The following is a 14,313-nucleotide window of genomic DNA, read 5'->3' on the forward strand; positions in this document are numbered from 1 at the left end:
AATGAATCTGAATGAACCCCGCGAGCTGGCGCCACTGCTTGAAGCCTTTCTGTTGGCCTCGGGAAAACCGCAATCCATGGAGCGCCTGTTCGAGCTTTTCGAGGAAGGCGAGCGGCCGGACCCCGCGGTCTTCAAGAAGGCCCTGACCATTCTGGGCAAGTCCTGCGAGGGGCGGGCCTTCGAACTCAAGGAAGTGGCCTCCGGTTATCGCCTGCAGGTGCGGGAAAAGTTCGCGCCCTGGGTCGGCCGGCTGTGGGAAGAACGGCCCCAGCGTTACTCCCGGGCGATGCTGGAAACCCTGGCGCTGATCGCCTACCGCCAGCCGATCACCCGTGGCGAGATCGAGGATGTGCGGGGCGTGGCGGTCAACAGCCAGATCGTCAAGACCTTGCTGGAGCGCGAGTGGATTCGGGTGGTCGGCTACCGTGATGTGCCGGGCAAGCCGGCGATGTTCGCCACCACCAAGGCATTTCTCGATCACTTCAACCTGAAGAACCTCGACGACCTGCCGCCGCTGGCCGAGCTGCGCGAGATCGAGACCGAGCCGGTCCTCGACTTCGACGACGTACCGGTGCCCGCTAGCCTGCAAGCCCTGGCCGACGCCAGCACCGAACCGGAAGAGCCGAAGGAAGAGACCAGTTTCCACACCTTGCTGCTGGAGCTGGACTCGATGGAGGAGGGGATCAAGACCGACTTCGACGATCTGCATCGCGATGGCGCGGTCGAGTCGTCCGGGGACGATGTTATTGCCGGCGCCGAGGTGGACGCCGAGATCAGGGCCGAAGCGCACACTCGTGCCGAAGCCGAAGCCGAAGCCGAAGTACAAGTCGAGCACGATACCGAACTCGAAGCGGACGCCGACGACGAACAGGAAGTCGATGACGATGTGCTCGGCGTCGCCGAAGCCCGCGCCAAGCTGCTGGCCGCCGTGGCGGCACTGGAACCGCCGGCTCCGGAACTGAGCGACGAAGAGGCCGAAGCCCTGGCGCTGGCCGAGGCCATCGAGAACGAAAGACGCCTGCTCGAAGACGATTGAGCCAGGCCTCTAGGCCTCTGTAGGAGCGAGGCTTGCCCGCGATCGGCAACGCCAGAATATGCCTGGCACACCGCATCAGCCTTTATCGCGGGCAATCCGGATCGCCGCCCGCTCGCTCCTACAGGTCAGGCGCCCACTGTCGGGCTGCCACCGGCCAGCGGAAAAATCGGTAGGCCACCACTTATCGGCTAGTCTCTGATGCGCAACCGACGCCATGAGCGTATGATTCGCGACCCTTTGGCGATCCCTTCGCCACAAGACCTGTTTTTATTACCGTTCAGGCCGCTCAAGCCTGAATCGACACACCGGGAGGTGCCCAGATGAGTGAAGATCAGCAAGACCAACAGGAAATCGGCCCAGCAGGCGAAAAGCTGCAGAAAGTCCTCGCCCGTATCGGCGTCGGCTCGCGCCGTGACGTGGAGTCCTGGATCAGCCAGGGCCGGATCAAGGTCAATGGCAAAGAGGCCACCCTTGGCCTGCGCGTCGACCTGCATGACGCCATCTCCATCGATGGCAAGGTGATCAAGCGCGAAGAGGCGTCCGAATCGGTCCGCCGCGTGATCATGTACAACAAGCCCGACGGCGAGATCTGCACCCGCGACGACCCGGAAGGCCGTCCGACCGTGTTCGACAAGCTGCCGCGTCCGCGAGAAGGCCGCTGGATCAATATCGGTCGCCTCGACATCAACACCACCGGCCTGCTGATGTTCACCACCGACGGTGAGCTGGCCAACCGCCTGATGCACCCGTCCTATGAAATGGACCGTGAGTACGCGGTACGTGTGCGTGGCGAAGTCGACGACGAGATGATCGAGCGCCTGAAAGCCGGCGTGATGCTCGAAGACGGCCCGGCCAAGTTCACCGACATCCAGCAGGCGCCCGGTGGTGAAGGTTTCAACCACTGGTACCACTGCGTGGTGATGGAAGGCCGCAACCGTGAAGTACGTCGCCTGTGGGAATCCCAGGGCCTGGTGGTCAGTCGCCTGAAGCGCGTGCGTTTCGGTCCGGTGTTTCTCAACTCCGACCTGCCGATGGGCCGCTGGCGCGAAATGAGCCAGTACGAAGTGGACGTCCTCAGCGCCGAGGTTGGCCTGACACCGGTGGCGATGCCGCAGCTCAACGCCAAGAGCAAGGACAAGCTGGAACGCATGCAGCGCAAATCCTCGCGCCCGGTGGGCAAGAGCGAGCGCGTGCGGACTCTGCGTCCGGCCCATGGCGCGCCTGCCGCCGGTGCCCCGCGCCCGTCGCGCGAGCCGCAGATCGAAGGCGAGCGTCCAGGCCGCAAACCTGCGCCACGCCAGGATGGCGAGCGCGCTCCACGGGCGCCGCGTCCGGCTGCCGGTCGGGGGGAATCGGGTCGTGGTACGCCAGTGGCGGATCGTCCGAGCGACACCAAGCGCCCGGCCAAGCCAGCGCCGAAGTCCAAGCGTCCGGGCATCGTCCTGGTCGACAAGGACGCACCGTCGGGCAAGCGCCGTGGCGCTCCGGCCGGTTCCGGCCAGCGCCCGGGGTTCGGTCGCCGCAAGCCCGAGTGAGGCAGCCTTGAGCCGCAAGCTGTAAGCGACAAGAAAAAACGCCAACCTCAGGGTTGGCGTTTTTTTTGCCTCTATGTAGCCGCTGGCGAAGCCTGCGATCGGGCTGGACGGCATTCCGACGTAGCGGCCGTAAAAGCCGTCAACAGAGGTCTGGCGGGCTATTCGCGTTCCGGAATCTTGCGACTGCTACGCAGCCGATCGCAGGCGGCGCCAGCGGCTACAGGCTCAGAACACGAACCTGCCATCGAACACCGGCTTGTCGTCCAGCGCCAGTACCCCGCTGGCAAAGATCAGGTCCAGGTGATGGCTGCCCTTGGCGCCACCGCCCAGCCCCAAGTGCAGGCCGCAATGGCGCTCCTCGAAACCCGAGTTGCGCGCGTAGAGGTCTTTCACTCCTTCGTTGGTGCCGATGCCCAGTTCCTCGATGCGCCGGTTGGATGGGTTGGCATCCAGGTATTTGTTGAAGTCATCCGCCAGCCCCGGCACGTCGGTGGCGATGCGGCTGATGGTGGAGTTCTCGATCCACAGTTCCAGCGGCGATTGCAGCACGCCGTACTTGCGCGCGAAGGGGATGGTGCCGAGGAAGGTGCCGACGAATTTCACCCGGCCATTGATGGCCTCGCTGTGGCTGGCGATTTCTCCGGGGGCCAGGTCGTAGTTGCCCACGCCGTTGATGTTGGTCCACTTCTTGATGCTGTCCAGCGGCGCTTCGAAGTACGAACCGTGGTCGTCGCGAAAGCTCAGGGTGGTGGCCTCGGACATATGCTGGATCAGGGTCGCGTTGAGCTCGGCGATGCGTTGCGGCTCGACGCTGAAGGTGTCGTAGAAGTAGTCGCCGTAGTCCTTGAACAGCAGCGACTTCTTCCAGTTCTCGGCCATCACGCCCTGCAGCGCCTGGATGAACTCCGGGCCTTGCGGGCGGGGCGGCGAGAGGGTGGAGGAGTCGTAGAAGAAGATATACAGATCGCAGTCGGCGATGGCCTGGGCCAGCGCCGAGGTGGGTTCGAGGTCGAGGCGCAGGGCTGTGAAACTGAAGGGCTCACCGGCCTGCTCGATGATGGCGGCGCTGGTGGCGGCATATTCGGCGGTGTGGCCGATCAGGACCCTGGCGCTCTGGCGCTCGGCCAGGGCCGGGTGGTGTTCGAGGTAGTAAAGGAAATGCCGGATGGCAGCGGTGTTGTCCATGGATCCTCCCTGACAGACAGCGGATGGAGGCAGGGGCGACCGCCGGGCCGCTCCTGCCTGAAGGCCCTTTTTACAAAGGCCACATCGCCGTGCCGAACGGTACTACCGCGTCGGCCTGCATCATTTCCACCGCGGCCTCGTGGGTCGCTGCTTCAAACCAATCGTCCAGTTGCAGTTCAGTGTCCAAGTCTTTTTCCAGTGCTTGCATCGTGAATCTCCTAGATGACTTTTTCGGATAAAAGCAGTTTCGGATAAGCAGTCGGTGAGACGGCTCGGGCGTTCTACGGGGAGTGCTTGAAAGCCCCAACTGCTCAACGTGGCCGCTCGGCTTGCCGGGGGTGTGGTCCGGCAAGTGGCTGGAAACCTAGTCCAGGGTTTTTTGAAATGCAAAAAAATAATTGAATTATTTTTATTGAACTTTTTTTTCTGTTTTTGTGCTGGAAAATTATCAAGAAAAAACAAAAAGCTGAGCGAACAGACAGATAAAAAAACGCTGGCCGTCAATTTGCAGTCGCCGATGTCACTGATCTGAAGTGGAAAAAATACGTTCCGCCTTGTAAAGAAATACTTACGAAAAACCCGCTATCGATTCATCGAATCGACCCTTGCTCGGCGCTGTAAGAAAAACCTTCCGTTGTTGCCTCGATACAGCCCGCCGCCGGGCTCCAAGCCGCTTGTTCCGCGGCCTCAAGGCAGGTGTGATGCAGCCCATGCCTGTGTGCAGGTGCATAACAAGAAGGAGGCGCAATGAACGCCGTGGCTCACCTCAACCGATTCCCTCCGAAGGGCGATTGCTGTCGTACCTTCGTCGACGACCCCGACGGGTCTGTCCCGAACCTTGCCGCCGATGCCGAGCATCGAGTTGGCCCCGTGCGATTCCGGCACCCGACGTGCTGATAAGCCGCGTCTGGCGGCAGGGAGTCAGGGGTGTACAATGCGCGGCGTTTTAACTGTGACCCAACTGCGTATCCGCGCATTTTGCGCCTCAACGACTGGTTTCGACGCGTGACGAGCTCTGGCTCGAATGCTCGAGACACGCTCCCAAGGCCAATAATCTCAAGGCTATCCGCCTTGTTCACTCCGCCGCGTCACAAGCGTGGTGGGTTCGATTTCGTCACAGATAAAAACAAACAGGTGACGCATGACCGTTAAACAAACGCTGAACTCCTGGTGCCTGCGCTGGGGTTTGATCCGCGCTGCTTAAGCCTGCTGTCGGCTGCAACGTCTATCGAACATCATCAAACCTTGCGTGAGACCCTTTTCATGAGTGGACAAAACTCGCATTCAGGCGAGCTGAAGCGCGGCCTGAAAAATCGCCATATTCAACTGATCGCCCTGGGCGGCGCGATCGGTACCGGATTGTTCCTGGGCTCCGCCGGCGTGCTCAAGTCGGCCGGGCCGTCGATGATCCTCGGCTACGCCATCTGCGGCTTCATCGCTTTCATGATCATGCGCCAGCTCGGCGAGATGATCGTCGAAGAACCGGTGGCCGGTTCCTTCAGCCATTTCGCGCACAAGTACTGGGGCGGTTTCGCCGGTTTCCTGTCGGGCTGGAACTGCTGGATTCTGTACATCCTGGTGGGTATGTCGGAGCTGACCGCGGTCGGCAAGTACGTGCACTACTGGTGGCCGGACGTGCCGACCTGGGCCTCGGCCGCGGCGTTCTTCGTGCTGATCAACCTGATCAACCTGGCCAACGTCAAAGTCTTCGGTGAAGCCGAGTTCTGGTTCGCGATCATCAAGGTGGTGGCCATCGTCGGCATGATCGCCCTGGGCAGCTACCTGCTGGTCAGCGGTCACGGCGGCCCGCAGGCTTCGGTGAGCAACCTGTGGGAGCACGGCGGGTTCTTCCCCAATGGCGTCAGCGGCCTGGTGATGGCCATGGCGATCATCATGTTCTCCTTCGGCGGCCTGGAGATGCTCGGGTTTACCGCGGCCGAGGCCGACAAGCCGAAGACCGTGATTCCCAAGGCCATCAACCAGGTGATCTACCGCATCCTGATTTTCTACATCGGTGCCCTGGTCGTGCTGTTGTCCCTGACCCCATGGAACAGCCTGCTGGAGACCCTGAATGCCTCCGGCGATGCCTACAGCGGCAGCCCGTTCGTCCAGGTGTTCTCGATGCTGGGCAGCGATACCGCGGCGCACATCCTCAACTTCGTGGTCCTGACCGCGGCCTTGTCGGTGTACAACAGCGGTACCTACTGCAACAGCCGCATGCTGCTGGGCATGGCCGAACAGGGTGACGCGCCGAAAGTCCTGGCGAAGATCGACAAGCGCGGCGTGCCGGTGATGTCGATCCTGGCCTCGGCGGTGGTGACCTTCGTTGCCGTGGTGCTCAACTACCTGATCCCACAGCACGCCCTGGAGCTGCTGATGTCGCTGGTGGTCGCGACCCTGGTGATCAACTGGGCGATGATCAGCTACTCGCACTTCAAGTTCCGTCAGCACATGAACCGCACGAAACAATCGCCGCTGTTCAAGGCGCTGTGGTACCCCTACGGCAACTACGTCTGCCTGGCGTTTGTGGTGTTCATCCTCGGCATCATGCTGATGATCCCGGGCATCCAGATCTCGGTGTACGCGATTCCGGTCTGGGTCGCTTTCATGTGGGTCTGCTACGGCATCAAGAACAAGCGCAGCGCGCAGCATAGCCTGCAGGCGGCCAACGCTTCGCTGAAGTGAGGCTCGCGCGGTAACGGAAAACCCGGCTTTGGCCGGGTTTTTTGTGGGCGCTGCAAATCCGCAGGCGCGGTATCCTGAACGCCCTGAAAGCGGATGCCTTTTCCATGCTGGTGATTTCCAACAACGTGCATCTGCCGGATGCCGAGATCGAGTTGACCGCCATTCGCGCGCAAGGCGCGGGTGGGCAGAACGTCAACAAGGTCTCCAGCGCGGTGCACCTGCGCTTCGACATTCCGGCCTCGTCGCTGCCGCCGTTCTACAAGGAGCGGTTGCTGGCACTGCGCGACAGTCGCATTACCAGCGACGGGGTGATCGTCATCAAGGCCCAGCAATACCGGACCCAGGAACAGAACCGCGCCGATGCCCTGGAGCGTCTGGTGGAGCTGATCCTCAGTGCCATCAAGGTGGAGAAGAAGCGCCGGCCGACCAAGCCGACCCTGGGCTCGAAGACCCGGCGCCTGGAGTCCAAGAGCAAGCGCGGCAACATCAAGGCCGGCCGCGGCAAGGTCGACTACTAACGCTCGCCGCGCTCCTCGCGATACTTCGGCGCCTGGCGGTACAGGTAGAGGCTCAGCAGCAAACCGCTGCAGGCGGCGAGGGCGGCGAACAGGAAGATCGAGGCAAAACCGAAACCGGCGGCGATCGCCCCGGCCAGCGGTCCGGTGATTCCCAGCGACAGGTCGATGAACAGCGAATAGGCACCCACCGCCGCGCCACGGCTGGAGGCGGGAACCAGGTTGACCGCTTCCACCCCCAGCGCCGGGAACACCAGGGAGAAGCCGAAGCCGCTCAACGCCGCGCCGGCCAGCGCCCAATGGGCATCCGGCGCCAGCCACAACAGCAACAGGCCCAGGGTTTCCACCGACAGACAGGCGATTGCCACGCGAAAGCCGCCGAGGCGGTTGATCAGGTTGCCGAACAGCAGGCGCGCGCCGATAAAGCTGGCACCGAACAGGCTCAGGCACAGCACCGCGTTGGACCAGTTCTGCGTGGCGTAATACAGGGTGATGAAGGTGGCGATGGTGCCAAAGCCGATCGAGCCCAGGGCCAGGCCGCAGCCGTGGGGGAATACCCGGCCCAGGACATGGATAAATGGCAAGCGCTCGCCGGCGACGATCGGCGCCGCCAGTTTCGGCCAGGCCAGCGCCAGGCCCAGGAGCGCCAGGAGGATGATGCTCACGCCCATGCTCCACAGCCCCAGGCGATCCACCAGCAACACCCCCAGCGGCGCGCCGACGGCCAGCGCGCCATAGCTGGCGATGCCGTTCCAGGAAATCACCTTGGCGGTGTTCTGCGCGCCGACGCGGCCGATGCCCCAGCCGATGGAGCCCGAGCCCACCAGGCTCTCGGCGCTGCCCAGCACCAGGCGCCCGACCAGCAGGCTGGCCAGGCTCAGCACCGGCAAGCTGTGCAGCCATGCCGACAACAGCATGAACACCCCGCTCAGGCCGCAGCCGGCCAGGCCGTACATCACCGCGCGCTTGCTGCCCAGGTTGTCGATGATCTTCCCGGCATAGGGGCGGCTGAGCAGGGTGGCCAGGTATTGCACGCTGATCACCAGCCCGGCGATCACCGCGCCAAAGCCCAGTTCGCTGTGCACGTAGCCCGGCAGCACGGCCAGGGGGATGCCGATGTTCAGGTAGCCGATAAAGGTGAAAAGGACGATGGAGACGACTTGCAGCGTGACCGCCAAGGGGCGCTGGGTATCTGGCATGGGAAAGGTCCACGGACGCGGCAGAGATAGATAGGCTGCTTATGATACCGAGGGTTGAAACGATTCAGGTGGAGAAATCGATGCCCATCCGCACTTTTTTGCGCGCGGCAGGCTCAGGCTTTTACAGGGGCCAGCAATTGCGTGGTGACCAGGGCGGCCAGGGCGTTTTCCTGGGTGCCGAAGCGCGCCAGCAGGGCGGCCTGTTTTTCCGGCGTCAGGCGGTTCCAGATCTCGATCATCTTTTCGGCGGTGCCGATCAGCACGCTGGCTTGGGTTTCGCTGAAGGCGTCGGTCATGGAGGCGGTTCTCGAAAGCGGGTTTCAGGCGGTGTGGAAAGCGCATCAAAGAGCGCTTTCCACACTGTCTGGGTGTTGCGGTCAGTCTTCGCTGTCGGCCTTGTGACCGGGTGCGGCTTCTTTCGGCTCGGGCTGTTGGGCGCCGGCTTGTTGCGGGGTTGTCTGCTCAGTTTCGTGCAGGCTTGGGAAGGGGAGATTAGGAATCTCGTGCATGTTCGTTGCTCCTCGCAAGGTCTGTTTTTTAAATCGCTGGGTAGATCCGCGCTTTTAAAAAGCCTGGGCAGGATACAGCACTGGAAATGACAAAAAGATTTTTATCACGGCTTTTAGGATGAAAGGAGTTTCATCGGGCGGGGGATCGTTGAAGAGCATCGCGAGCAAGCTTGCTCCTACAGGCAGGTGCTTTTGTAGGAGCGAGCTTGCTCGCGATCAGGGTGTCACTTGCAGACTTCGGCGATGGCTTCGGCCAGCAGGTCCAGGCGGGTGGCGTCGATGCCGGCGACGTTGGCCCGGCCGGAGCTGACCATGTACACGCTGTGCTGATCGCGCAGTTTGCCGACCTGCTCCGGCGTCAGGCCGGTGTAGGAGAACATCCCGCGTTGCACGCCGATATGGGCGAAGCGCTCGGCCAGGCCGAAGGGTTGCAGCGCCTCCACCAGGCCTGAACGCAACTGGGCGATGCGCAGGCGCATGGCTTCCACTTCGTCGGCCCAGAGGCTTTTCAGCTCCGGGTCGCCGAGGATGGTGGCGACCACCGCGGCGCCGTGATCCGGCGGGGTGGACCACAGGTTGCGGGCGATGTGGGCCAGCTGGCTGCGTACGTCCAGCAGCTTTTCCGCGTCCCGGGTGCAGACGATCAGCGCGCCGGTGCGGTCGCGGTACAGGCCGAAGTTCTTCGAGCAGGAACTGGTGATCAGCAGCTCGGGCAGTTCGGCCGCGAACAGCCGTACCGCCCAGGCATCCTGCTCCAGGCCGTCGCCGAAGCCCTGGTAGGCGAAGTCGATCAGCGGCAGCAGGTTGCGGCTGCGCACCACGTCCAGCACCCGATGCCAGTCGTCGTGGCTCAGGTCGAAACCGGTGGGGTTGTGGCAGCAAGCGTGCAGCAGTACCACGTCGCCCTTGGGCACCTGGTTCAGGGTCGCCAGCATGGCCTCGACGTCGAGGCGGTTGTCGCTGCCGACGTAAGGGTAGTGGCTGACCTGGATGCCGGCGGCGGCAAAGATGGTTTCGTGGATCGGCCAGGTCGGATTGCTCAACCACACGCCACGGCCCGGCAGGCAGTGGGCGATGAAGTCGGCGCTCAGGCGCAGTGCGCCGGTGCCGCCCGGGGTCTGGGTGGCGCCGGCGCGGCGTTCGGCGATCAGTTGCGAATCGGCGCCCAGCACCAGTTCATTGATCACCTTGCCAAAGGCCGCGTCGCCGTGGCCGCCGATGTAGATCTTGGTGGTCTGCCGGTCGACCAGGCGCTGCTCGGCCAGCTTGACCGACCGAGGGATCGGCGTCAGGCCCTGGGAATCCTTGTAGACACCGACGCCGAGGTCGAACTTGCGTGGGTTGCTGTCCGACGCATAGGCCTCCATCAGGCCAAGAATCGGGTCGCCGGGTACTCGGCCTATGGCGTCGAAATGCATTACTTGCGTCCTTCTGCGGTCTTGGCCACTTCGTCGGTGCGAGCGGCCATGATGAAGTCGTTGCGGTGCAGGCCCTTGATGGAGTGGCTCCACCAGGTCACGGTGACCTTGCCCCATTCGGTGAGCAGGCCAGGATGATGACCTTCTGCCTCGGAAATTTCACCCATTGCGTTGGTAAAGGCCAGGGCGAACTTGAAGTTTTTGAACAGGAAGACTTTTTCCAGTTGCATGACGCCATCGCGCACTTCGATGTTCCAGTCGGGGATCTGCTTGATCAGTACCGGCAGCTCTTCGTCGCTGACTTGTGGGGCATCGGCGCGGCAGGCTTCGCAATGGGCTTGGTTGAGAGCGGTCATGGTGGGTTCCTGAAATCGGTTCTTGTTGGAAATTACGGGTTTTATGAGCGCCGCGCGAGGGCAGGGCGCTCAGGCCGCCTTGGGTTTGGGCGGAAACTTGGGGGCGTGCAGGCCCATCTGCATGCCCTGGTGCACCAGGGCCATGATGTCTTCATGGGCCAGGTCGAACAGGCGCTTGAGGTTGGGCAGCACAAAGTAGATGGGTTGCAGGATGTCGATGCGGTACGGGGTGCGCATCGCTTCCAGCGGGTCGAAGGCCTGGTGCTCGGGCACGTCCGACAGGCAGTAGACGGTTTCCTTCGGCGAGGAGAGGATGCCGCCGCCGTAGATGCGCTGGCCTTGCGGGGTGTCCAGCAGGCCGAATTCGATGGTCATCCAGTACAGGCGCGCCAGGTACACCCGTTCTTCCTTGGTGGCCTGCAGGCCGAGCTTGCCGTAGGTGTGGGTGAATTCGGCGAACCAGGGGTTGGTCAGCAGTGGGCAGTGGCCAAAGATCTCGTGAAAGATGTCCGGCTCTTGCAGGTAGTCCAGTTCTTCGCGGGTACGAATAAAGGTCGCGACCGGAAACTGTTTGCTGGCGAGCAATTCGAAGAAGGTCTGGAAGGGAATCAGCGCCGGCACCCGGGCGACCTGCCAGCCGGTGGTTGCGCCCAGCACCTTGTTGATTTCGCCCAGCTGCGGGATGCGGTCGTGGGGCAGGCCGAGTTTCTCGATGCCGTCCAGGTATTCCTGGCACGCGCGACCCTCGATCACTTTCAACTGACGGGTGATCAGGGTGTTCCACACCGCGTGTTCTTCATCGGGGTAGTGGATAAAACCTTGCGCGTCGGGCTCGCGGGCCACGTACTGCGTCTGCTTCATGCTGCTCTCCTGTCAGGGGCTGCTTCTTGTTATCAGTTGACGCTAGAGATAACCCAAGGTTGCAGCCCATGCAGCAGGTTGACGTGAACGTAATGGGCGGATCAGGGCTGATTTCGTAAAGTTTTCGTTACGAAAGCGTTGCAGGTCCGCTATTACTGAGAATAGTCGATTTGAAAAGGCCGGTGACTGTCACATAATCTTGACGATTATCTGCGTCACACCGCAGAAAGTTCCTGTCGGACGGTGTCAAAAACGCCGCTTTCTGGCATTCACGCCCTCCATTACCTGTCTCGGGCCTTCCTTCTATGCGTATCAAAGTCCACTGCCAGAATCGCATCGGCATCCTGCGCGACATTCTCAACCTGCTGGTGGAGTACGGCATCAACGTGGCCCGGGGCGAGGTGGGCGGCGAGCATGGCAATGCCATCTACCTGCATTGTCCGAACCTGATCAATCTACAGTTCCAGGCATTGCGGCCGAAGTTCGAGTCGATCGCCGGGGTGTTCGGGGTCAAGCGGGTCGGGCTGATGCCCAGCGAGCGGCGGCACATGGAGCTCAATGCCTTGCTTGGGGCCCTGGAGTTTCCGGTGTTGTCCATCGACATGGGCGGTTCCATCGTCGCCGCCAACCGCGCGGCGGCGCAGCTGTTGGGCGTGCGAGTGGACGAGGTGCCGGGGATTCCGCTGTCGCGCTATGCCGAGGATTTCGACCTGCCGGAACTGGTACGGGCCAACAAATCGCGGATCAACGGCCTGCGGGTCAAGGTCAAGGGTGACGTGTTTCTGGCGGACATCGCGCCGCTGCAATCGGAGCACGACGACAGCGAGGCCATGGCCGGCGCGGTGCTGACGCTGCACCGCGCGGACCGGGTCGGCGAGCGCATCTATAACGTGCGCAAGCAGGAGTTGCGCGGGTTCGACAGCATCTTCCAGAGTTCGAAAGTCATGGCCGCGGTGGTCCGCGAAGCGCGGCGCATGGCACCGCTGGACGCGCCGCTGCTGATCGAGGGCGAGACCGGCACCGGCAAGGAACTGCTGGCGCGCGCCTGCCACCTGGCCAGCCCGCGCGGGCAATCGCCGCTGATGGCGCTCAACTGCGCTGGCCTGCCGGAATCCATGGCCGAGACCGAGCTGTTCGGCTACGGGCCGGGGGCCTTCGAAGGTGCGCGGGCCGAAGGCAAGCTCGGGCTGCTGGAACTGACCGCCGGCGGCACGCTGTTTCTCGATGGGGTGGGCGAGATGAGCCCGCGCTTGCAGGTCAAGCTCCTGCGTTTTCTGCAGGACGGCTGCTTCCGTCGGGTCGGTAGCGACGAAGAGGTGTACCTGGACGTGCGGGTGATCTGTGCGACCCAGGTCGATTTGTCCGAGCTGTGCGCCCGCGGCGAGTTCCGCCAGGACCTGTATCACCGCCTCAACGTCTTGTCGTTGCACATCCCGCCGCTGCGCGAGTGCCTCGACGGCCTGACACCGCTGGTGGAGCACTTCCTCGACCAGGCCAGCCGGCAGATCGGCTGCGCCTTGCCCAGGCTGGCGCCGGCGGCCATGGAGCGCCTCAGTCATTACCACTGGCCGGGCAACGTGCGGCAGCTGGAAAACGTGCTGTTCCAGGCGGTGTCCCTGTGCGACGGCGGCACGGTCAAGGCCGAGCACATCCGCCTGCCGGACTATGGCGTGCGCCAACCCCTTGGTGACTTCTCCCTGGAAGGCGGGCTCGACGACATCGTCGGGCGCTTCGAAAAGGCGGTGCTCGAACGCCTGTATTCCGAGCACCCCAGCAGCCGCCAGCTGGGCAAGCGCCTGGGCGTGTCGCACACCACCATCGCCAACAAACTGCGCGAATACGAAGTCGGCAAGAACACCGACGAAAACTGAATCCTGTAGCCGCTGCTGAAGGCTGCTATCGGCTGCGCAGCAGGCGCCAGGCCTTAAGCCTGCGATCGGGTCGAGGTCATGCGTTGCCAGCCTTGCGAGTCCTGCGGCCTCGATCGCAGCCTGCGGCAGCGGCTACAGGAGCAGCGGCGAGGCAGGGGAGTGCCCTGGAGGCCGAGGCTTGCCGTAAGCGGCATATCTGCGCCGGTTTTTCGTCTTTGACACAATCGACCGATTCCCTTCGAACGCCCTCAAGTTCCCGGATTTCCTGCCTTCGGCCGCCCGAAAAACAAGTTGGTGCGCTTATTGCTTATGGCTCAGCAGTACAGCGGTGGACGGCAAACGTCCGACATGCAGAGGAAAGACTGTGGACAAGTACCTTTATGTGGCCATGACCGGTGCCAGCCAGAATGCGCTGGCGCAAAAGGCGCATGCCAACAACCTGGCGAACATCTCCACCAACGGTTTCCAGCGCGACCTGGAGCAGGCGCGTTCGATGCCGGTGTTTGGTGACAGCTTTCCGGCGCGGGCCTTTGCCATGTCCGAACGGCCGGCTACCGATTTCACCCCGGGCTCGCTGGTGGAAACCGGTCGCGACCTCGACGTGGCGGTCAGCGGCAATGGCTGGATCGCCGTGCAGACCCCGGAGGGCGGTGAAAGCTACGTGCGCACCGGCAGCCTGAACATCGACGCCCTGGGCGTGCTGCGCGCCGGCAACGGCATGCCGGTGATCGGCAACGGCGGCCCGATCGCCGTGCCGCCGGAGCAGCAGGTGGAAGTCGGCCAGGACGGCACCATCAGCATCCGCGCCATGGGCGAAGGCCCACGGGTGATGGCCGAGGTCGACCGCATCAAGCTGGTCAACCCGGACCTGAAGAACATGACCAAGGGTCTGGACGGTTCGATCCATACCAAGGACGGCCAGCCGGCAGCGGCTGACGCCAATGTGCAACTGGTCTCGGGATTCCTCGAGTCGAGCAACGTCAATGCGGTCGAGGAAATGACCTCGGTGCTGGCGCTCTCCAAGCAGTTCGAGCTGCACATCAAGATGATGAACACCGCCAAAGAAGACGACCAGGCCATGGCTCGGGTCTTGCAGATCAGCTAATTACCAGTACGTCGCGCCGTAAAACAGGCGCACGAGGA

Annotated in this window: 14 protein-coding genes; 6 read left to right on the forward strand and 8 right to left on the reverse strand. The window is 62.7% G+C overall.

Annotated elements, in window-relative coordinates:
- Nucleotide 1: 1 nt before the first annotated feature.
- Together scpB and rluB are read left to right on the forward strand one after the other, a co-directional pair.
- Nucleotides 2-1,036: an SMC-Scp complex subunit ScpB gene (scpB, locus tag AC07PQ_RS27150; RefSeq protein ID WP_493186505.1), complete on the forward strand. Its 1,035-nt coding sequence runs from the start codon at nt 2-4 to the stop codon at nt 1,034-1,036.
- 320 nt (nt 1,037-1,356) lie between these two features.
- Nucleotides 1,357-2,571, forward strand: a complete 1,215-nt coding sequence (gene rluB, locus AC07PQ_RS27155) for a 23S rRNA pseudouridine(2605) synthase RluB (protein ID WP_007930085.1) — start codon at nt 1,357-1,359, stop codon at nt 2,569-2,571.
- Between the two features lie 225 nt (nt 2,572-2,796).
- Here rluB and AC07PQ_RS27160 read toward each other — a convergent pair whose 3' ends face one another.
- A complete protein-coding gene (locus tag AC07PQ_RS27160) occupies nt 2,797-3,756 on the reverse strand; it encodes a CgnE/CgnB domain-containing protein (RefSeq protein WP_087088930.1) in 960 nt (319 codons plus the stop codon).
- 70 nt (nt 3,757-3,826) lie between these two features.
- The gene (locus AC07PQ_RS27165) at nt 3,827-3,964 is read right to left on the reverse strand and encodes a hypothetical protein (protein ID WP_007930088.1); all 138 of its coding nucleotides are present in this window, start codon (nt 3,962-3,964) and stop codon (nt 3,827-3,829) included.
- A 1,055-nt stretch (nt 3,965-5,019) separates the two neighbouring features.
- Between AC07PQ_RS27165 and AC07PQ_RS27170 the strand changes: the two genes are divergently transcribed.
- On the forward strand, nt 5,020-6,441 hold the full coding sequence (locus AC07PQ_RS27170) for an amino acid permease (RefSeq protein WP_007930090.1): 1,422 nt from the start codon (nt 5,020-5,022) through the stop codon (nt 6,439-6,441).
- Nucleotides 6,442-6,545: 104 nt separating this feature from the next.
- Nucleotides 6,546-6,959 (forward strand): alternative ribosome rescue aminoacyl-tRNA hydrolase ArfB, encoded by a 414-nt coding sequence (arfB, locus tag AC07PQ_RS27175; protein WP_053260093.1) that lies wholly within the window; start codon nt 6,546-6,548, stop codon nt 6,957-6,959.
- Here arfB and AC07PQ_RS27180 read toward each other — a convergent pair.
- The 6 genes from AC07PQ_RS27180 to phhA form a co-directional block, all read right to left on the reverse strand.
- The gene (locus AC07PQ_RS27180; RefSeq protein WP_123363769.1) at nt 6,956-8,155 is read right to left on the reverse strand and encodes an MFS transporter; all 1,200 of its coding nucleotides are present in this window, start codon (nt 8,153-8,155) and stop codon (nt 6,956-6,958) included. The two genes, arfB and AC07PQ_RS27180, sit on opposite strands and share 4 nt — an antisense overlap.
- A gap of 113 nt (nt 8,156-8,268) precedes the next feature.
- Nucleotides 8,269-8,451 carry a hypothetical protein gene (locus AC07PQ_RS27185; RefSeq protein WP_007930093.1) on the reverse strand — a complete coding sequence of 61 codons (183 nt, stop codon included), beginning with the start codon at nt 8,449-8,451 and terminating at the stop codon, nt 8,269-8,271.
- 81 nt (nt 8,452-8,532) lie between these two features.
- A complete protein-coding gene (locus tag AC07PQ_RS27190; RefSeq protein ID WP_007930094.1) occupies nt 8,533-8,664 on the reverse strand; it encodes a hypothetical protein in 132 nt (43 codons plus the stop codon).
- 224 nt (nt 8,665-8,888) lie between these two features.
- Nucleotides 8,889-10,082: an amino acid aminotransferase gene (locus AC07PQ_RS27195; RefSeq protein ID WP_087088926.1), complete on the reverse strand. Its 1,194-nt coding sequence runs from the start codon at nt 10,080-10,082 to the stop codon at nt 8,889-8,891.
- Nucleotides 10,082-10,438 carry a 4a-hydroxytetrahydrobiopterin dehydratase gene (locus AC07PQ_RS27200; RefSeq protein ID WP_007930096.1) on the reverse strand — a complete coding sequence of 119 codons (357 nt, stop codon included), beginning with the start codon at nt 10,436-10,438 and terminating at the stop codon, nt 10,082-10,084. Before AC07PQ_RS27200 ends, AC07PQ_RS27195 begins: the two co-directional genes overlap by 1 nt.
- Before the next feature lie 69 nt (nt 10,439-10,507).
- Complete coding sequence (phhA, locus tag AC07PQ_RS27205) at nt 10,508-11,299, reverse strand: phenylalanine 4-monooxygenase (protein ID WP_007930098.1); 792 nt, start codon at nt 11,297-11,299, stop codon at nt 10,508-10,510.
- 305 nt (nt 11,300-11,604) lie between these two features.
- Between phhA and AC07PQ_RS27210 the strand changes: the two genes are divergently transcribed.
- Together AC07PQ_RS27210 and AC07PQ_RS27215 are read left to right on the forward strand one after the other, a co-directional pair.
- Nucleotides 11,605-13,170, forward strand: coding sequence for a sigma-54-dependent phenylalanine hydroxylase transcriptional regulator PhhR (locus tag AC07PQ_RS27210; RefSeq protein ID WP_007930099.1), 1,566 nt, complete (start codon nt 11,605-11,607; stop codon nt 13,168-13,170).
- Nucleotides 13,171-13,534: 364 nt separating this feature from the next.
- Entirely contained in the window at nt 13,535-14,275 is a 741-nt protein-coding gene (locus tag AC07PQ_RS27215; RefSeq protein ID WP_007922703.1) for a flagellar basal body rod protein FlgF, read from the forward strand.
- The last annotated feature ends 38 nt before the right edge of the window (nt 14,276-14,313 follow it).

The organism is Pseudomonas sp. GW821-FHT09E12, from assembly GCF_059416085.1.

What these genes read in the sequence shown, in the direction of transcription:
- scpB (WP_493186505.1), top strand. Translation starts at nt 2, where the DNA reads ATGAATCTGAATGAACCCCGCGAGCTGGCGCCACTGCTTGAAGCCTTT.
- rluB (WP_007930085.1), top strand. Translation starts at nt 1,357, where the DNA reads ATGAGTGAAGATCAGCAAGACCAACAGGAAATCGGCCCAGCAGGCGAA.
- AC07PQ_RS27160 (WP_087088930.1), bottom strand. Translation starts at nt 3,756, where the DNA reads ATGGACAACACCGCTGCCATCCGGCATTTCCTTTACTACCTCGAACAC.
- AC07PQ_RS27165 (WP_007930088.1), bottom strand. Translation starts at nt 3,964, where the DNA reads ATGCAAGCACTGGAAAAAGACTTGGACACTGAACTGCAACTGGACGAT.
- AC07PQ_RS27170 (WP_007930090.1), top strand. Translation starts at nt 5,020, where the DNA reads ATGAGTGGACAAAACTCGCATTCAGGCGAGCTGAAGCGCGGCCTGAAA.
- arfB (WP_053260093.1), top strand. Translation starts at nt 6,546, where the DNA reads ATGCTGGTGATTTCCAACAACGTGCATCTGCCGGATGCCGAGATCGAG.
- AC07PQ_RS27180 (WP_123363769.1), bottom strand. Translation starts at nt 8,155, where the DNA reads ATGCCAGATACCCAGCGCCCCTTGGCGGTCACGCTGCAAGTCGTCTCC.
- AC07PQ_RS27185 (WP_007930093.1), bottom strand. Translation starts at nt 8,451, where the DNA reads ATGACCGACGCCTTCAGCGAAACCCAAGCCAGCGTGCTGATCGGCACC.
- AC07PQ_RS27190 (WP_007930094.1), bottom strand. Translation starts at nt 8,664, where the DNA reads ATGCACGAGATTCCTAATCTCCCCTTCCCAAGCCTGCACGAAACTGAG.
- AC07PQ_RS27195 (WP_087088926.1), bottom strand. Translation starts at nt 10,082, where the DNA reads ATGCATTTCGACGCCATAGGCCGAGTACCCGGCGACCCGATTCTTGGC.
- AC07PQ_RS27200 (WP_007930096.1), bottom strand. Translation starts at nt 10,438, where the DNA reads ATGACCGCTCTCAACCAAGCCCATTGCGAAGCCTGCCGCGCCGATGCC.
- phhA (WP_007930098.1), bottom strand. Translation starts at nt 11,299, where the DNA reads ATGAAGCAGACGCAGTACGTGGCCCGCGAGCCCGACGCGCAAGGTTTT.
- AC07PQ_RS27210 (WP_007930099.1), top strand. Translation starts at nt 11,605, where the DNA reads ATGCGTATCAAAGTCCACTGCCAGAATCGCATCGGCATCCTGCGCGAC.